Below are 17,601 nucleotides of genomic sequence, written 5' to 3'. Positions count from 1 at the left end.
GGGGTTCAGTGCTTTTCATGGCTACACCTTGAGATATCGACGGAGGGTCAGGAGCGAAGAGATCCCTGCCAGGCCGCCGCCCAACGCTATCAGGACCGGAGCGATCACCAGTACCTGGGCCGAGGAAATAAACGGAGTGTTCAGGAACTGCTTCGACAAGTCTCCATTAAGCCAGAACTGTGCCACCAGCCATAGTGTGCCGGAGGCCAGGACTGCGCCCACGACGGCGGCGATGACGCCTTCGAGGATGAACGGCAGTTGAATGACGGTCTTCGACGCTCCGACGAGGCGCATGATGCCTGTCTCGCGCCGCCTGCTGAACGCGGACAACCTGATGGTCGTGGTGATGAGCAGGACCGCGCAGAAGATCATGACTCCCGCGACCACCATTGCCGCCACCGAGGCGCCGTTCATCCACTCAAAGATCCGTTCAAGGACCTGGCGTTGGTCGCTTACGGTCTCCACCCCGGCCTGGGACGAGAATGTCTCGCTGATGATCTGGTACTTCTGGGGGTCCTTCATGTTGATCCGGAAGGACGAAGGAAGCTGGTCCTGGGTTACTGAATCAACGATCGGAGAGTTGGAGAACTGTTCCTTGAAGTGCTTGAACGCATCCGCCTGCGATTCGAACTGGTAATCGGTGATGTATTGCTTGACTGCGGGCGAATCAAGCATTTTGGCCAGGTTGTCCTGCTGCTCTTTGGTCACCGCGCCCGAAGCACATCCCGTCGACGTCGAGGAATCGTTGCAGAGGAAGATGGCGACCTGGACTTTGTCGTACCAATAACCCTTCATCTGGTTGATCTGCATCTGCAGCATGCCGGCTGCGCCAACAAAGGTGAGGGAGACAAAGGTCACCAGGACCACGGAAATCACCATGGACAGGTTCCGGCGCAGGCCGCTGCCGATCTCGCCCAGGATAAAAGCGAGCCTCACTGCTGGCCCCCCTGTGCGCGGTCGATTTCCGCGTCGCTCGCGTCTTTCATTCGCCGGGACTCTCCCACCACAGGAATCATCGAGGTGTAGAGGGCCCTTGCCTCATCTCGGACCACCACTCCGTTCCGAAGCTCCACCACGCGTTTGCGCATCTCGTTCACAATGTCGTCGTCGTGCGTTGCCATGACCACAGTGGTGCCGTTCTGGTTGATCTTGTCGAGCACGCCCATGATTCCCATCGAGGTAATGGGGTCCAGGTTTCCGGTGGGTTCGTCCGCCAGCAGGATGCCGGGGCGGTTGACGACGGCGCGGGCGATGGCCACGCGCTGCTGTTCACCACCGGACAGCTCGTGGGGCATGCGGCGTTCCTTGCCTTCAAGCCCCACCGTCTTCAGAACTTCCGGAACTGTCTCGCGGATGATGCTGCGGCTCTTGCCGATGACCTGCATGGCGAAGGCCACGTTGGCGAAGACACTCTTCTGCGGCAGCAAGCGGAAGTCCTGGAAAACGACGCCGATTCCGCGGCGAAGCTTGGGGACCCGCCAGCTTGAAATGTTGGCTACGTTCTGGCCTGCGACGTAGACAGAACCGGACGTTGCCCGGTCTTCCTTCAGAATGAGTCGTAGAAACGTCGACTTGCCGGAGCCCGAGGCCCCGACGAGGAAGGTGAATTCTCCACGGTCAATCTCAAGGTTGACAGCATCCAGCGCCGGACGGGCATTGGGGTCGTAGACCTTGGTGACATTCTCAAATCGGATCATGACTCTTCAGAACCCCGCCGGACATGCCACGTTCGGCCAGTCCAACCGCCAGCGCACGGGCTTTCGTTGGGGGAAGTTGAGCGCCGGCTCTTCGACTATACGCACGCTCCGCGATGGAGTCGGGGGCTTGGAGCGGTGTGTCGCCCAATCAGGCAATCACTGCGGTGGCCGTTATCCCTCGGCGTTACGGTTGCCCGTGCGCCAGCGAATGCCGGCGTCGATGAAGTCGTCGATGTCGCCGTCGAACACCGCTGACGTATTGCCCACTTCGTGGTCAGTCCGCAAGTCCTTGACCATCTGGTACGGATTGAGCACGTATGAGCGCATCTGGTCTCCCCATGATGCCTTCACATCACCTGCGAAGGCCTTCTTCTCAGCATCTTCCTGCTCCTTTTTCAGGAGGAGTAGCCGCGATTGGAGGACGCGCATTGCTGCTGCGCGGTTCTGCAGCTGGGACTTCTCGTTCTGCATGGAGACGACAATCCCTGAAGGGATATGGGTCAAACGTACTGCCGAGTCCGTCGTGTTGACGGACTGGCCGCCAGGGCCCGAAGAGCGGAAGACATCGACGCGGATCTCATTGTCCGGAATGTCGATAGAGTCGGTCTGCTCAATCAGCGGGATGACTTCGACGGCGGCAAAGGAAGTTTGCCGGCGGCCCTGATTGTCGAACGGGCTGATGCGGACAAGCCGGTGCGTCCCGGCTTCGACGCTGAGGGTGCCGAACGCGTACGGCGCTTTGACCTCGAAAGTGGCTGATTTGAGGCCGGCCTCTTCGGCGTACGAAGTGTCCATGACGGTAGTCGGGTAGCCATGGCGTTCCGCCCAGCGCAGGTACATGCGCATGAGCATCTCGGCGAAGTCCGCCGCATCAACACCGCCGGCGCCCGCACGGATCGTGACGACGGCTTCGCGTTCGTCATACTCGCCCGAAAGCAGGGTTACCACTTCAAGTTCCTTGAGGGCCTTGCGGATGGACTCGAGTTCCGTGGCGGCTTCGACCATGGAGGCGTCGTCGTCCTCGTCCTGGCCGAGCTCGACAAGAACCTCAAGATCGTCGATGCGTCCCGTCAGCCTGTTCAACCGTTCAAGTTCCGATTGCCGGTGGGACAACTTGGACGTAATTACCTGCGCGGAAGCTGGATCGTCCCAGAGGTTCGGTTCGCCAGCTCGCTCGCTCAGTTCTGCGATCTCTTCCTTGAGCTTCTCGACATCGGAAACCTGTTCGATGGAGCGGAAGGTGGAGCGAAGCGCGCGGATTTCTGCGGGAAAGTCAATCTGAGCCATGGTTGTTCCAGAGTACGCCATCCGTTGGCGGCCTCGGCACGGGGTCCGGACGTGTGACGCCCGGAACTCAGCGGGTCAGCCGGGAACGCGCAGTGGAACGGGCCTCGATCGGAACGCCGTCGGGCAGCAGAAGGCTGACCACAGGCGGATGGGCAACCGCGCTGAGCACCACTTCGGCCGTGGCGCTGTCCGGACTTCCAGTACCCCCTGCCACGGCTAGTTGATCGAACCGTGAATGGGCGCCGTATTGGCTGAGGTATGACTCGGCAACGCTCCGTACCCGATCACTGTTGAGGACGGCCGACGGCGTTTCGGCGCCACTGTCGACTTGGCCGAGGGTATAGCTGTCCGCGGCTGCCACCGAAGCTCCGTCCGCCACGGAGAGGAGCTTCTTGTGGTCAATGTAGATGGCGGAGGCCGCAGCAACGACCGTTGCCAGCAACAACGCGATCACGACATAACCAATGGTCAGGACCATCAAATGGCCGTCTTCCCCCTCCGATTTGCGCGACCCCTGCATGTCCCCCGAGGGAAGGTCGCTCACCTGAACCGCCCGACGATTTGCGTGGCCGACGCACTCAGATTCGCGGCGTCCAGATTCAGGGTGTCTCCAAAGGGCAGCATGGGCAACGGCACCGTGAGCTTGACGGTTACGGTGACCGCAGCACCCGCCGACAGGCAATCACCGCGGTTGCACGCGATGTCGACAAATGCCCGCTCCGCGGAATGGCCATAGTCGGCAAGTGTCAGAAGGGCAGCCTGTTCAGCGGCGACGCGCCCCTCGGCACTGTCCTTCTGCATGACGTAGACCTTGGCGGCTTGATCCGCTGCCCCCACGACGGCGAAGGAACCTCCCTGGATCTGTCCGATAGTGACGATGAAATAGACCACTGGAACCATGAGCAGGAGGGATAGAAGGATGAACTCGACCACCGCGCTTCCCCGCTCAGAGGCTCGCAGAGGGCCGGTGGATTCCCGGCCCTCCGCGGGCGGCAGACAGACCGCCTCCCGGAAGCACGAAAGCGCTTCACGGGCAAGATCAGCCGGGAGTCGCAGCATGCCCCCTCACCTCCAGCACCGCTCCGGGTCCTATCAGCCCGATGACGCTCAACGGTGCCCGGACTGTCACCTCCAAGGTGCGGATTCCGTGGAAGCTAGCCTCCGACGTCGAGATATCCCGCGCAAAGTCCGCGTTCAGCGCCGTTCCGATCAGGTCCGCCGTGCGCTCACGTGCATCCGTCGGTGTCCGGTCGGCGAGAGTGCCGTAACGTGCTCCGGACGAGGCCGCATCAATGAGGGTGTTGCGCACATGCAACACCAGGGTCAGTTGAATGACGGCGAGGAAGAACACCGTCAACAGACCGCCGACCAGCACAAAATCCACCACGGCGGAGCCTTCATCGCCGGCACTGCCGCCGCCGTCTTCCGCTCCCCTGCTGCGGAACGGCATGGACTTACTTTCCGACCTTGCTCATAGCCTGATTGAAGAGTCCCTCCAGAGCCGGGCCGGCCAGCGCCAGAAGGCCCGCGACGAGGGCGGCGGACATCAGTGTGATCATGACCCAACCGGGTACGTCGCCTCGTTCGGGATGATCGTCGCCGAGGACCACACTCTTATTCGGTGTTGTTCCCAGCGACGGTCTGGACGGCGGGAGTGTCCACAACTGCCACAGCAAAAGTCCTGAAGCGGGCAGGCTTCGGCGTCCGAGCTTCTTCATCTTTCCCCATTTCACTTTTCAACCATTTCGGTGTGCAGGAATCCGTTGTGATCCGTGCAGTTTTGTTCGACATTCAGGCGGATGCACATCTGATGGATGTGAAAAGGTTTGACGGAGATCGCCATCAGAAGCCAAGCTCCAGCGCGGCCAAGCCCGGATAGACGGCGAAGATCACGGTGAGGGGCAGGACGCCGAAAACCAGTGGCGCCATCATCGCGATTTCCTTGCGGCCCGCCGCTTCCATCAGCTCCCGTTTGGCTGAATCGCGCACATCCGCCGCTTGGGCGCGCAAGACGTCGGCCAAAGGAGTACCCCGTTCGACGGCAACGACGATTCCATCCACGAACCGAACAAGCGGGCCGAGCTCGGTCCGTCCCGAAAACTCGTGCAGTGCCTCGACCAAGGGCGTGCCGGCCCGGGTGGCGGCCAGTACCAGGGCAAACTCCTTCGCCAACTCGCCGCGGGCTGTGCGACAGACCCGATCGAGGGCGCCGCTCGCGCTCTCCCCCGCACCCACAGCGAGGGCCATCAATTCCGCAAGGCTGGGGAATTCCGCCAGCATCCGCCTTTCCCTTCGTTTGATCCGCACCCCCAGCATGTAGTCGCGGAAAAGAAACCCTCCCAGTGCACAAACCAGGACCGAGGCAACCGCTAGCCCCGGACTGAACCGTCCCCCGGCCGCGCTCACGATCACCACGACAACCGATGTGGCAAAGCCCGCCGCCGCCCAGAGCAACTGCTCCGCGCGGAAGTCCAGCGCGGACTTTCCGGAACCGGCCTTGGCCAACCTCTTGTTGAGGGACGTGGTACCGAGGTTGAACTTCGCCAGAAACCGGAGGGCGTCCCGGAACACCGGCCGCAGAATGCGTTCCAAGGGGCCGAACGGAGCGATGTCGGGGGTTGTGGTCAGCAGGCGCGATTCGAGGTTCTGGGACCTGAGTTGCGGCTCGATGCGCTCCACGAAGGGTGTGGCCCGCATGAATGGCAAGCGAACAAAGATGAGCCACAATCCCGCTCCCAAAGGAAGTCCGCAAAACACAGTCATCGCAGTCATCGAAGCACCCTTTCATCTTCGGGAAGGGCAGCAATGCGCAGCATGACCCAGTAACAGAAGCCCGAGACCAACAATCCACCTCCAAGAACGGTGACCCCGGCGGCCGAGTTGTACGCGGAAACGGCTTCCGGCCTGCTGGCCAGCAGCATCAGGACGATCCAGGGGGCGGCAACGGCCAGGCGCGCCCCGTTGATAGTCCATGATTGTCGTGCCTCGAGTTCACTTCGGGTCCTCGCGCTCTCTCGAAGGAACTCGGCAAGAGTTCCCAAAAGGCGGCCGAGGTCGGTTCCGCCCACGTCCCGGGTCAGCCTGAGCGCCTCAATGATCCGGTCGGCAACGGGATCGGCCAAACGCTCCTTCAGCTTGTTCAACGCCGAATCGAAATGGGCGCCCGAACGGTAATCCGCACCAAACTCCCGGAAGAGAGACCGCAGCTCCTCGGGGCCTTTGTCCCCGAGTTGGACAAGCGCCTCGGGCAACGAAAGTCCCGCGCGGATTGCCGAACGCAAGTGGTCGACCACGTCAGGCCAGAGCTCCCGGAGCATGGCGGTCCTCTTGCGCGCCCGCCAGCTGACAACGGCCAGGGGAAGCCACGCACCGAACAGGCCGAAGCACGCCGCGATCGAAAAGGACGCTGTCAGGATGTAGATCATCAGTGTGGCGAAAAAGCCCAACCCGAGGCACGATGCGATGAATCCCGCGCCGCTCACGTTTTCGATCCCGGCCGTGAGCAACAAAGACTCAAGGCGTTTCGGTTTAGGCTCCTCGGCGGCAAGCGGGTGATGTTCCCATGCCGACCACCAGATGAGAAAAACTCCTAGCCCGCAGAGAACGCCCAGAAGCGGCGCCATCAGGAGTGCTCCAGGAGCGCGGCGACGTCAAAACCTGCCCGGGCGAATTTCTCGGCGGCCGGCATGGAACTCGAAGTGGCCTGGAGTTTGCCGTCCTGCATGGTGAAGACCTTGGACGACTCAATGATGCCGTTCTCCACGCGTCGCCCCAGAGAAAGGATCTCGGTGACTTGCCGGCGTCCGTCCGCGTGGCGGCTGCAATGGACCACGAGGTCGATGCAGGATGCCACGGTGGGGACGACGAATGCGCTTGAGATGTTCCCGCCGGCCAGCAGCGGCAGGGTGCAGATCTTGGTCACGGCGTCCTGGGCAGAGTTCGCGTGGACAGTACACATACCGGGAAGACCCGAATTCAACGCAATAAGCATGTCCAGGCTTTCGGCTTCCCGGACTTCGCCGACCACCAGACGATCCGGCCGCATGCGAAGAGCCTCTTTGACGAGTCGGCGTAAGGGAATCTCGCCTTGACCCTCGAGGTTCGGCTGGCGGCACTGGAGGCCAACGACGTCACGCAGCGGGAAATGGAGTTCAAAGATCTCTTCGACCGTGATGACCCGCTCCCGGGAGCCGATGTTGGCCGCCAGGCAGTTGAGCATTGTGGTCTTTCCTGCCTGGGTGGCTCCTGAGACGAGAATGTTCAGTCCGCTGGCCACCGCAGCCCCCAGGAATCTGGCTGACCCGGGCGTCAACGTCCCCAGCTCCACCAGATGCTCGAGCCGGGTCGCCTTGACCACGAATTTGCGGATATTCACGGCCCAATGGCGGCGGGTGACGTCGGGAATGACGACGTGGAGGCGAGAGCCATCGGGGAGGGCCGCGTCCACAAAGGGTGAAGAGAGGTCCAGCCTGCGCCCGGAACTCTTAAGCATCCGCTCGACGAGGTCGCGAACCTGCTGCTCGGTGAGGCTGATCGAGGTAAGTTCGGATTCGCCATTCCGGGCAACGTAAACCTCATTCGGCCCGTTGAGCCAGACTTCTTCGATGGTGGGGTCATCCAGGAGGGGCTGGAGCTGCCCGAAGCCAGCGACGGCGTCGAACACGTACTTGCGCGCTGCGTCCACATGGCCCAACGGAGGCAAGGGGCCCAGAAGCGCCCGCTCGTCGTAGTCATTCACGGCGGCCTCGACGAGCCGGTGAACTTCGACTACCTGACTCAAAGGATCCAGTCCACGCCGACGAATCAGCTCGCGGACTTCGTCTTCGACGATGCGCAAAGCCTCCATGTTCCCCCCAATGCAGCATGCGCCCAGGCGCTGCGGAACCTTCAACAAGGTTAAGGCTAGGGGAGGTTGCAACACGAGACCAAGTCAAATCGACGTACCTGTGGATAATTGTCTTAAGCGCAAGTAACACCAGAAACACGTGAATCTCTGGCCACTCCAGACCCCAAATATCCGTGCAAAGAAGGATCTCATGCCGAAGACAACGCGTGGATACCCCGGCGGACGCTGGTTCAGCAGGCCTGGCTTGGTGGCCGGTGCCACGGTGCTGATGCTACTGCCCGGGATTGTCACGCATGCGCAAGCAAAAGAAGGTTCAACCGATCCCCTTCCCGGGACATCGCCGGCATCCGTCTCGCCCCCTCAGCCCACACCGGCTGCCCAGGCCATGGCACGGTTGAAGGGTCACCGCCATTCGAAGGTATGCGGGGGCGCACCCCCAGGCTATGCATCGTGCCATGCGGAAATCGACGATGAAGTCGAAGGTCCCTTGGCCGCCGGGCAGCTTGTCCCTGCCGGGTACGGGCCCGCGGACCTGCAGTCCGCCTATAGGCTGCCCTCACTCACCGCCGGCATCGGCAGAACCGTAGCGGTAGTCGACCCTTACGATGCTCCGACTGTCGAGGCAGATTTGGCTGTCTACCGGACGAGGTACGGGCAGACGCCCTGTTCCTCGGCCTCAGGGTGCTTCCGAAAGGTGGACCAGGACGGCGGAAGCTCCCTGCCGCCCGCCAACGCGGCCTGGGCACAGGAAACGTCGCTCGATGTCCAAATGGTCTCGGCGGCCTGCCCCAACTGCAGCATCCTGCTCGTCGAGGCCAGGTCAAATTCCCTCACCGATCTGGGCAGCGCGGTCAATACCGCGGTCAATTTAGGTGCCAATGCTGTGTCGATGAGCTTCGGCGGCCCCGAGGTGGGCGGGATCACACGGTTCGACGGCGCTTACTTCAATCACCCAGGGATCCCTCTCGTGGCCAGCTCCGGCGACAACGGCTACACGAACGCCACCGCCCCGCCTACGGTGAACTATCCTGCGTCCTCCCCCAACGTCGTCGCGGTTGGAGGCACCTCCCTGACACTCGACACAAGCAAAGTCCGGGGCTGGACCGAACGTGCTTGGGGGGCCACCGGATCCGGCGCAGCGGGGCCGGGCAGCGGCTGCTCCGCCTACGAGCCCAAGCCCGCCTGGCAGCACGACACGGGCTGTCCCAACCGCGCGGTCGCCGACCTGGCCTCAGTTGCCGACCCGAGCACCGGCGTCGCCGTCTACGACAGCACGCCAAGCAACGGGATGAGCGGGTGGATGGTATTTGGCGGAACGAGCGCTGCCGCCCCCGTGATTGCGGCCACGTACGCACTCGCCGGCCCTGCGCCTGCGGGAGTCTCTCCTGCTCAACTTGCCTACAGCTCTCCGTGGGCGCTGAATGACGTTGCCAACGGTGCGAACGGCACCTGCAGCCTTCCTTATCTGTGCGCCGCCGGCTACGGATACGACGGGCCGACCGGACTCGGCACAGCGCAGGCCCTGACAGCTTTCACTCCTTCGAGCCCTCCTTCGTTCACCGACATCCCCGGCAGCTACCCCTTCTACGTAGAAGTGACGTGGATGGCCTACAACGGCATCACCACGGGCTATCCCGACGGTACGTTCCGCCCCGTCCAACCCGTCACACGCGAGGCAATGGCTGCTTTCCTCTATCGGCTCAAGGGAAGCCCCACCTACATTCCCCCGGCCACCTCTCCGTTCAGGGACGTTGGCCCCCTTTCACCGTTTTACAAAGAGATCGCTTGGCTGGCCTCCACCGGCATCACCACCGGATACCCTGACGGCACATACCGTCCCTCGGAACCTGTTAATCGCGACGCCATGGCTGCATTCCTCTACCGGCTTTCCGGGAGACCCGCATATACCCCGCCCGGCGCCTCACCGTTCACCGATCTCACGCCAACAAGCCCCTTCTACCTCGAAATCACCTGGCTGGCCTCCACCGGCATCACCACCGGATATGCCGACGGCACCTATCGGCCGCTGAACCCGGTCAACCGCGACGCCATGGCTGCGTTTATGTACCGCTACAACGCCAAAATCGGACGTTGAGGACTGTATCCAGCTGCAGCTGAATGGGGCACCCAGGTTGGCGTAGCCGTTGGATAACTGTTCAACCACAAGTCACACCAGCAACACATAAAACTCTGGCCACTCCTGCCACCGAATGCTATGGTGTCCCGGTTAGGAGCTGGCCTTATGGTGCACTGCAGAGGTGTTTCGTTATTGGAGCTGCAGGCGAAGCTTTCACCATGTGCCCTCACAGAGCGGTACCTTGCCGGAATTGAAAATGAAACGAACCACCGCTATAAAAGCATCCCGATTCCCTGTAGCGCGTGCTGGCGTCGCGCTGGGCATCGCGCTCGGCTTGACTCTCAACGTGGCCGGGGCCACCCCGTCGGAAAGTGCGATACCCGCGGCTTCAGCACAGGTGCAGGCCGCGAAAGCAGGAATACCTACGGGCACGAAACCGAGCCCATATCCGACGGTTCCTGCCGGCTCCCCGGCTTCTGTACAGCCTGCACCAGCAACTGCGCTAGGTCCTTTGACCGTTCCCGCCGCAGAGACCACGGCGCCAGTCACCACGCCCGCGCCGGTCCCCATGCCAGCGATGCCCGGCAGCGCTCCCATTGTCGGCGACGCGATGAAACGCGCCATGCTCCAGGCGATTCCGAGCGGCGGAGCCGAAATGGGCCAGCGGTCACCGCGAGTCCTGGCCAACAAAAACCTTCCGTTGAGCGCGGCTCCCACCGGATCGCGCTCAGTAGCAGGAACGCTCGCCATGGCACTTGACACCGGGCATTGGTCACCTTCGATAGGCGTAGCCGGGCAGGATGTCAGTGCCTATCAAGGGAACGTCGACTGGGCGGCCCAGTGGAACCAAGGTTCACGTTTCGCCTACGTCAAGGCCTCGGAGGGCAACTACTACGTCAATGGGAACTTCTCCCAGCAATACGACGGTTCACGCAATGTCGGCATGATCCGCGGCGCGTATCACTTCGCAGTTCCGAACTGGTCCTCGGGCGCCGACCAGGCCAGGTACTTCGTCGCAAACGGTGGAGCATGGAGCCCGGACGGCTACACACTCCCGCCGGTCCTGGACATCGAATACAACCCCTATGAGGGCCAAACAATCGGCGGCTTCTACTTCGGCGATGTTTGCTACGGCATGTCGGGTGCCCAGATGACCAGCTGGATAGCGGATTTCGGGAACACCGTACAAGCCCTGACCGGCCGCTACCCCGTTATTTACAGCACTACCGATTGGTGGGCTCGATGCACAGGAAACTCGGCTTCCTTCAGTGCATATCCGCTGTGGATTGCTTCCTACCCCTCTTCCCCAGGCAACTCGCCCGGTGTTTTGCCGGCCAGCTGGAACCAATTCAGCATGTGGCAATACAGCAGCACCGGCCCGTTCCAAGGGGATTCGAACGTGTGGAACGGCTCATACGCCTCGCTTGCGGTCTTTGCGGGCACGACGCCGCAGGGTTCATTTGACAGCCTCACGGCGGGGCGGACCGATACGGCGGCTTCGATAAGGGTCCGGGGCTGGGCTGCGGACACGGCACTTCCCCAAAACACGACGGAAGCACACGCATATGTCACGGCCCCGAATGGCTCCCAGCAGCTCTACAAAATCCCGGCGACAGGTTATCGACCGGATGTGAATCAAGCTCTGGGCCTTGGTGATAATCACGGCTTTGACCAACAAGTTCCCGTTACCGTGTCCGGGAACTACCAAGTCTGCGTCTACGCCATCGGAAAGTTCACCAACGTTGGCCTGGGATGCAAGACGGTCTCCGTCGTAGGCGCGGAACCGCCAATCGGCAACCTTGATGATGCCTATGAAGTCCGTACGCCTGACAAGGTGAGCTTCAGGATTCGCGGCTGGGTAGTGGACATGAACAACACATCCTCGACGGCGGCCGCCCACGCCTATGTGACCGCACCTGACGGAACGACCACGGGTTACGTCGTGCCCGCCAACGCATCTCGACCTGACGTGAATCAGGTCTTGGGTATTGGAGGCAACCACGGCTTCCTGCAGGACATCAACATCACGAAAGCCGGCACCTACCGCATTTGCCTCTACGCGGTGGGCCAGTACCTGCACTCGGACATGGGGTGTAAGTCTTTCAGCATCGCTGCGGCAGCCCTGCCGGTCGGGTCCCTTGACTCCGTGGATCTTAAGACGACCAGCACCACGGCCTCGCTGAGCACGCGCGGCTGGGCCCTGGATTACGGGGACACCACTAGGCAAATTGCGGTGCACATCTACGTTCAATCACCGGACGGAACCACCCAGCTCTACAAGATCACGGGTTCCCAACCGCGACCGGACGTCAACAAGGTTCTCCAGGTCCCCGGGGACCATGGCTACCAGACGGACATACCGCTTAGCGCACCGGGCACGTACAGGGTCTGTTCGTGGGCCATCGCCCTTAGCCCCGTTGCCCCAGGAAACGCCTTGCTCGGTTGCAAGTCCGTCACGGTCGGAGTCAGTGCCAAACCCGTCGGATTCCTGGACACGGTCAAGCTCTCGACAACTAACGGCGTCACCTCCCTGACCGCGTCCGGCTGGGCCATGGACCCGACCACCGGCGCATCAATTGAGGTGCACGTCTACGTCACACAGCCAGACACCGTGCAAAAGTATTTCCCGATCATCGCCAACCTGCCAAGGCCCGATGTGAACGCTGCAATGAAGACCACGGGAGACCATGGTTTCTCGCTGTCGACAAACATCCTCCAACGAGGCACCTACAGGGTGTGCGCGCATGGAATAGCTACATCTCCCTTCTCCTTGGGAAACACGCTCCTGGGTTGCACGAACATCACATTCTAGTGTGGCGGCGGCCTCGCCGTGGGGCCGCCGCCAAGCTTCGACCACGGATGCTGTCGGTGAGGCCGGCATACCCAAGGTAAGATTCTGTTCGGCCAATGGGCCGCGCCGATCGGCCAAGCGCAAATACCGACACGAACGGGGAACATCCGTGGCTTCGAAGCCCGCTTCTGCTCTGCTGCGCCGATTCGGAGGCTTTGCAACGTCGCTCTTGTTTTCAACTGCCGTAAATCTCCTCGCCATCCCTTTTGTGATATCGACTCTGGGTCCAGGGATATGGGGTGAACTGGCAGTGGCGCAAGCGACGGCGGCAATATTCGGCGTCGTCGTCGCTTTCGGTTGGGGCACCGTCGGGGCAGCCATGGTCGCCTCTACGTCTGCAGCACGGCGGCCCCAAATGTTCTTGAATTCGGTGGTCAGCCGGCTCTACCTGTTCCTCTTCTCAGCGCCATTGATGTTCTTCCTGCTCCTTCTGTTGACCCGGGTCGATCCCGTATCTGCCGCGGTTGCCTCGCTGGCCTATTTGATGCCTTTTCTCGGTGCCTCCTGGTACTTCATCGGCCAGGCCAAGCCGTGGTCCCTGCTGGTCTTCGATGTATTCCCCCAAGGACTAGGCGTCATCACCGGCGTGATACTGCTGCAATTCTTCCCTCAAGCCATCGTGTTTGCTGGCAGCCTGCTTGCGTTTAACGTCATCGCCGTCGCGGTCGGAGCCCTGGCGGCCATGAAGGGTAGACATGAAACACCGCTAACGGTGAACTTGGGCTTTGTTCCCGCCATGCAACGGCTTCGGAACCAAAAATTCGGCGTCATCGCTGCAGGTACCGGAACCATCAACAGCAATCTGCCGATGATCGCAGTCTCGCTCGTAGTCCCTGCCGCGGTCCCCCTCTACGCCCTCACGGACAAGCTGTTCAGGTTCGCTGTCGCCGGGTTCGGGCCGGTGCTGCAAGTTGTTCAGGGCTGGATCCCAGAAGCCGGGCGATCGCGCAGCTTGGAACGCATACAACTGGTCGCCAAGTTCGTCCCTGCGGCCGGGGCCCTGGGGGGCGTGCTTCTGGCGGTCCTAATCCCCTGGGCAAGCCCGATCTTCTCCCGCGGCGAGGTCACCGTCGGATACACGTTAAGCATTCCCTTCGGTCTGATCTTCGCGGCGGTGTTGGTGGCCCAAGTCGTTGGCCTCGCATGTCTTATACCGCTCGGTGAAGGTGCCATCCTGGCAAAGTCGACGGCGCTGGGCGCAATCCTAAACGTTCCCCTGATGTTCGCCATGGGCGCGCTGTACGGGGGCTCGGGCGTGGCCTGGGCGGTCGGCGTGTCTGAGGTTGTCGTGGCCACATATCAAGTGCTGGCCGTAAGGCGACACTTCAGGGTGCAGTCGCTGAGGCCGGTCCCTGCCGCCATGGAGGATCCAGGCACCGGCCCGACCGTCCCTTAGTCAGCGCCTTCGGGAGCCAAATCCGTTGACGAAAAGCTCAGCCGGAGCGCCCGCAACGAATTCCAGGAAGCATGGCGCTGCGATGTCCCCACTGCGCAAGCCTGACCACAACACCCTCAGCGTCGGCCTCCACGCATGACCGCTGGAGAAGGCCGAAAGGCCGGTCTCCAAGTCCGCCGAGTTGATGGCAACGCGGGCTTTCAGACAGTCCACCATCGCCCTGCGCCACCCAAAGCTCAGGTCGTTTGATGTGCGCAGCATCGCCAGCAGGCTCTGGCTGCCGTGGTATTTTTTCGACATCGACGCAAGGTGCCGCCATGATGACAAGATGCCTTGGTGGCCTTCCACTTCGCCAAGGACATTGCCGCCGTGTTGGACGTAGTCCTGCAGTACTTCCTCTACCACCACGGCACCACCGGTGGCAGCGGCGCACACTGCGAGCCAATGGTCGTGGACCTGTGTGATGGTTTCCAGCCGCGGAAAGGGAAGTGCCAGATCGAGAAGTTCCCTGCGGAAGAGGCAAAGGCTTCCAGTCACTTGGTTTTGGGCAACCAACGCGCCAAAGGGAACGTTCTTTCGAGCCGTGGAATCAGCCACGACCTCATGCCCGGGATTTCGAACCACCCTGGCCTGCCCCGAAACTAGCGCTACATCATTCAGCTGCGGAATTAGCGTCTCGAGCTTGGAGGGGTACCACAGATCATCCTGGTCGGCCAATGCCACCCATTGTGCTTCAAGAGGAACGGCTTGGAGGACCCTCTCGAAGTTCCCGTAAAACCCCAGCCTTTCCGGGAATCCGAGAACCCGAAACCGGCTATCGTCGTTGAGCTCCGCTTTGACAAATTCCGCGATCTCCTGGTCCCCGCCATCGGCGGAGATCAGGCAGACAAAATCGGTGTGGCTTTGATCCTGGATAGACCGGAGCTGGGTCCGGAAAAGGTCCCAGTCAGGACGGTATGCGGCGAGGGCCACCACACCGAACGAAGAAGAGTCATAGGCCATCTCGGTCAGCCACTAGCCGATCGCGGGACTGGTGGCGAGGTAGGCGTCAAGAGCTTCCCGGGCGGACCGCGGCTCGAATCCCGCTGCCCGGATCTTGCTCAGGTCAAGGACACTTTTGAGCGGACGGGGAGCGGCCGCTTTGCCCCGGAAGTACTCTTCGGTGGTGACGCCCGTAACGGAATCCCGTGCGGCACCGCTGAGCTCGTAGACGTCGGCGGCGATGTCCGCCCAGGACTGCGGCTCACCGGCGTTGCTAAGGTTGTACGTGCCGTAGCTGGCTTTGGAGTCCAGCAAGTGCTTGATTCCCGCGGCGATATCCTCCGTGAAAGTCAAGCGGCCGATCTGGTCGTTGACAACCGAAGGTTCAATTCCGCGTGCGGCGAGGGAGGCCAAGGTGCGGACGAAATTGTTGCCCTCACCAATGACCCAGCTGGTGCGCACGATGTAGTGCCTGGGAACGACGCTGACCACGGCGTCGCCGGCGGCCTTCGTCTGACCGTACACGCCCAAGGGCGAGACCGGCTCGTCTTCTCCATGGGTATCAGCTGCGCCGTCGAACACATAGTCGGAGGAGACATGGACGAGCGTCAGGTCGTGCTCGACTGCGGCCCGTGCCAGGCGAGCGACGGCAGCGACGTTGGTCTCCCAGGCGGCCTCGCGGCCTTCCGGGGTTTCGGCTGCGTCGACGGCGGTGTAAGCGGCCGCGTTGATGACGGCCGAGTAGTTCTTCCAGTTCTTTTGCGCAACCGCATCCGGGGAACTCAGGTCGAACTCAGCGCGGCCGGCAAACTCAACGGAGGCATCGCCGTCGTACAGCTCCCGAAGGGCTTTCCCGAGCTGCCCGTTGGCACCTAGAACCAGCGTCTTCTTAGGGCCCATCGGCCGTACCTCCGCCAAGCGCGGATGGGCTTTGTCTTTGTCCGAGAGCTCGGCCCGCTCCAGCGGGATGGGCCAGTCGATGGCCGCTGTCTCGTCAGCCAGATTAAGGAAGGTGTACTGGCCCTGCGCGTCAGCGCTCCAGTGATCGTTGACCAAGTAGGTGTAAGCAGTGTTGTCCTCCAGGGTCTGGAAAGCGTTGCCCACACCCCGAGGGATGAAAATTGCCTGGCTCGGATCCAACTCGGCAGTGAACACCGCACCGAACGACGGACCTTCGCGCAGGTCCACCCAGGCGCCGAATATTTTGCCGGTAGCCACGGAGATGAATTTGTCCCAAGGTTCGGCGTGGATGCCGCGGGTGGTGCCGGCTTTTTCGTTGAAAGAGATGTTGTTCTGTACCGGCTTGAAGTCCGGAAGCCCGAGGGCCACCATCTTCTCGCGCTGCCAGTTCTCCTTGAACCAACCGCGGTTGTCGCCGTGGACGGGAAGTTCGTACAGAACGACGCCGGGAATCGGCGTTTCGCGGGCACTTAGCTGTTTGGAAAACTCAATGGACATCGTCTACTGGCCCTGTTCCTTGTACTTGGCCTCTGTCTCGGCCTTCTGGGGACGCCACCATGCTTCGTTGTCGCGGTACCACTTGATGGTGTCTTCGATGCCGGCGTCGAAGTTGGAGAACTCGGGCTTCCAGTCGAGCTCGGTGCGCAGTTTGGTGGAGTCGATCGCGTAACGGAGGTCGTGGCCCGGGCGGTCCACCACGTGGTCGTAGGCGTCCTTGTCTTGGCCCATGTGCGCCAGGATGAGCTCCACGACGTCCTTGTTGTTCTTCTCGCCGTCCGCGCCGATGAGATAGGTTTCCCCGATCCTGCCCTTCTCGATGATTGCCAGAACCGCGGAAGAGTGGTCGTTTGCGTGGATCCAGTCGCGGACGTTCTCGCCTTTGCCATACAGCTTCGGACGGATACCGTCGATCACATTGGTGATCTGGCGCGGGATGAACTTTTCCACGTGTTGGTACGGTCCGTAGTTGTTTGAGCAGTTGCTGATGGTGGCCTGCAACCCGAAGGAGCGCACCCAGGCCCGGACCAGCAGGTCTGAACCGGCCTTCGTCGAGGAGTAGGGGCTGGAGGGATTGTAGGGGGTGTTCTCGGTGAACCGTTCCGGGTCATCGAGCTCAAGATCGCCGTAGACCTCGTCGGTGGAGATGTGGTGGAAGCGCTTGTCGTGCTTCCGGGCGGCTTCGATCAGCGTGAACGTTCCGATGATATTGGTGTCTAGGAAGGGACGCGGGTCATGCAGCGAGTTGTCATTGTGAGACTCTGCGGCGTAGTGGACCACGACGTCGGCCGCTGCCACAAGGGGTTCGACGACGGAAGGATCCGCAATGTCCCCCTGGACGAACGTGAGCCGCTCGCTCGGTAGGTGCTTGATCGACTCCAGGTTCCCGGCATAGGTGAGCTTGTCCAGCACTGTGACGTCGTGATCCGTGTTGGCGATCACGTAGTGAACAAAGTTTGAACCGATGAAGCCGGCGCCGCCGGTGACAAGGAGTTTCTGCATGGAACC

16 protein-coding genes are annotated in these 17,601 nt (G+C 61.7%); 3 read left to right on the top strand and 13 right to left on the bottom strand.

Translation table 11 applies throughout. The features are described 5' to 3' along the window. Positions 1-21: 21 nt before the first annotated feature. The 10 genes from ftsX to AB0O52_RS03370 form a co-directional block, all read right to left on the bottom strand. Positions 22-936 (bottom strand): permease-like cell division protein FtsX, encoded by a 915-nt coding sequence (ftsX, locus tag AB0O52_RS03415; protein ID WP_364533336.1) that lies wholly within the window; start codon positions 934-936, stop codon positions 22-24. After that, positions 933-1,697: a cell division ATP-binding protein FtsE gene (gene ftsE / locus AB0O52_RS03410; RefSeq protein ID WP_364533333.1), complete on the bottom strand. Its 765-nt coding sequence runs from the start codon at positions 1,695-1,697 to the stop codon at positions 933-935. The genes ftsX and ftsE overlap by 4 nt, the downstream gene beginning before the upstream one ends. A gap of 171 nt (positions 1,698-1,868) precedes the next feature. After that, positions 1,869-2,984 carry a peptide chain release factor 2 gene (gene prfB, locus AB0O52_RS03405; protein ID WP_364533330.1) on the bottom strand — a complete coding sequence of 372 codons (1,116 nt, stop codon included), beginning with the start codon at positions 2,982-2,984 and terminating at the stop codon, positions 1,869-1,871. 67 nt (positions 2,985-3,051) lie between these two features. After that, complete coding sequence (locus tag AB0O52_RS03400; protein ID WP_364533327.1) at positions 3,052-3,528, bottom strand: hypothetical protein; 477 nt, start codon at positions 3,526-3,528, stop codon at positions 3,052-3,054. Continuing rightward, entirely contained in the window at positions 3,525-3,917 is a 393-nt protein-coding gene (locus AB0O52_RS03395) for a hypothetical protein (protein ID WP_364533325.1), read from the bottom strand. Before AB0O52_RS03395 ends, AB0O52_RS03400 begins: the two co-directional genes overlap by 4 nt. 106 nt (positions 3,918-4,023) lie before the next feature. Next, positions 4,024-4,434, bottom strand: a complete 411-nt coding sequence (locus AB0O52_RS03390; protein ID WP_364533322.1) for a TadE family protein — start codon at positions 4,432-4,434, stop codon at positions 4,024-4,026. A 4-nt stretch (positions 4,435-4,438) separates the two neighbouring features. Continuing rightward, positions 4,439-4,618 carry a hypothetical protein gene (locus tag AB0O52_RS03385; protein WP_364533804.1) on the bottom strand — a complete coding sequence of 60 codons (180 nt, stop codon included), beginning with the start codon at positions 4,616-4,618 and terminating at the stop codon, positions 4,439-4,441. Positions 4,619-4,826: 208 nt separating this feature from the next. Continuing rightward, entirely contained in the window at positions 4,827-5,756 is a 930-nt protein-coding gene (locus tag AB0O52_RS03380) for a type II secretion system F family protein (RefSeq protein WP_364533319.1), read from the bottom strand. Beyond that, positions 5,753-6,607: a type II secretion system F family protein gene (locus AB0O52_RS03375; protein WP_364533316.1), complete on the bottom strand. Its 855-nt coding sequence runs from the start codon at positions 6,605-6,607 to the stop codon at positions 5,753-5,755. Before AB0O52_RS03375 ends, AB0O52_RS03380 begins: the two co-directional genes overlap by 4 nt. Next, positions 6,607-7,830 (bottom strand): ATPase, T2SS/T4P/T4SS family, encoded by a 1,224-nt coding sequence (locus tag AB0O52_RS03370; RefSeq protein WP_364533313.1) that lies wholly within the window; start codon positions 7,828-7,830, stop codon positions 6,607-6,609. Before AB0O52_RS03370 ends, AB0O52_RS03375 begins: the two co-directional genes overlap by 1 nt. A gap of 190 nt (positions 7,831-8,020) precedes the next feature. On the opposite strand from AB0O52_RS03370, the gene AB0O52_RS03365 reads away from it, so the two are divergent. The 3 genes from AB0O52_RS03365 to AB0O52_RS03355 all read left to right on the top strand — a co-directional run bounded on the left by AB0O52_RS03365 (position 8,021) and on the right by AB0O52_RS03355 (position 14,154). Beyond that, positions 8,021-9,925: an S-layer homology domain-containing protein gene (locus AB0O52_RS03365; RefSeq protein ID WP_364533310.1), complete on the top strand. Its 1,905-nt coding sequence runs from the start codon at positions 8,021-8,023 to the stop codon at positions 9,923-9,925. A 493-nt stretch (positions 9,926-10,418) separates the two neighbouring features. Next, on the top strand, positions 10,419-12,719 hold the full coding sequence (locus tag AB0O52_RS03360; RefSeq protein ID WP_364533307.1) for a lysozyme: 2,301 nt from the start codon (positions 10,419-10,421) through the stop codon (positions 12,717-12,719). Between the two features lie 289 nt (positions 12,720-13,008). After that, entirely contained in the window at positions 13,009-14,154 is a 1,146-nt protein-coding gene (locus tag AB0O52_RS03355; protein WP_364533304.1) for a polysaccharide biosynthesis C-terminal domain-containing protein, read from the top strand. On the opposite strand, the gene AB0O52_RS03350 is transcribed toward AB0O52_RS03355, so the two are convergent. From AB0O52_RS03350 to rfbB, 3 genes are read right to left on the bottom strand one after another with little or no spacing between them, the layout of a single operon-like run. Continuing rightward, positions 14,155-15,156, bottom strand: a complete 1,002-nt coding sequence (locus AB0O52_RS03350; RefSeq protein ID WP_364533301.1) for a glycosyltransferase — start codon at positions 15,154-15,156, stop codon at positions 14,155-14,157. A 12-nt stretch (positions 15,157-15,168) separates the two neighbouring features. Then, the gene (locus AB0O52_RS03345) at positions 15,169-16,593 is read right to left on the bottom strand and encodes a bifunctional dTDP-4-dehydrorhamnose 3,5-epimerase family protein/NAD(P)-dependent oxidoreductase (RefSeq protein WP_364533298.1); all 1,425 of its coding nucleotides are present in this window, start codon (positions 16,591-16,593) and stop codon (positions 15,169-15,171) included. Between the two features lie 3 nt (positions 16,594-16,596). Continuing rightward, positions 16,597-17,595, bottom strand: a complete 999-nt coding sequence (gene rfbB, locus AB0O52_RS03340) for a dTDP-glucose 4,6-dehydratase (RefSeq protein ID WP_364533295.1) — start codon at positions 17,593-17,595, stop codon at positions 16,597-16,599. Positions 17,596-17,601: the final 6 nt, after the last annotated feature.

Source organism: Arthrobacter sp. NPDC080073, from assembly GCF_040686575.1.
In the GTDB taxonomy this organism is placed as follows: Bacteria; Actinomycetota; Actinomycetes; order Actinomycetales; family Micrococcaceae; genus Arthrobacter.
The sequence above is the reverse complement of the archived record's forward strand: the minus strand, read 5'-3'. Positions and strand labels throughout refer to the sequence as shown.

Bases quoted from the DNA above. Each gene is read 5' to 3' on its own strand.
- AB0O52_RS03350 (WP_364533301.1), bottom strand. From the start codon at position 15,156: ATGGCCTATGACTCTTCTTCGTTCGGTGTGGTGGCCCTCGCCGCATAC.
- AB0O52_RS03375 (WP_364533316.1), bottom strand. From the start codon at position 6,607: ATGGCGCCGCTTCTGGGCGTTCTCTGCGGGCTAGGAGTTTTTCTCATC.
- rfbB (WP_364533295.1), bottom strand. From the start codon at position 17,595: ATGCAGAAACTCCTTGTCACCGGCGGCGCCGGCTTCATCGGTTCAAAC.
- AB0O52_RS03365 (WP_364533310.1), top strand. From the start codon at position 8,021: ATGCCGAAGACAACGCGTGGATACCCCGGCGGACGCTGGTTCAGCAGG.
- AB0O52_RS03390 (WP_364533322.1), bottom strand. From the start codon at position 4,434: ATGCCGTTCCGCAGCAGGGGAGCGGAAGACGGCGGCGGCAGTGCCGGC.
- prfB (WP_364533330.1), bottom strand. From the start codon at position 2,984: ATGGCTCAGATTGACTTTCCCGCAGAAATCCGCGCGCTTCGCTCCACC.
- ftsE (WP_364533333.1), bottom strand. From the start codon at position 1,697: ATGATCCGATTTGAGAATGTCACCAAGGTCTACGACCCCAATGCCCGT.
- AB0O52_RS03370 (WP_364533313.1), bottom strand. From the start codon at position 7,830: ATGGAGGCTTTGCGCATCGTCGAAGACGAAGTCCGCGAGCTGATTCGT.
- AB0O52_RS03380 (WP_364533319.1), bottom strand. From the start codon at position 5,756: ATGACTGCGATGACTGTGTTTTGCGGACTTCCTTTGGGAGCGGGATTG.
- AB0O52_RS03345 (WP_364533298.1), bottom strand. From the start codon at position 16,593: ATGTCCATTGAGTTTTCCAAACAGCTAAGTGCCCGCGAAACGCCGATT.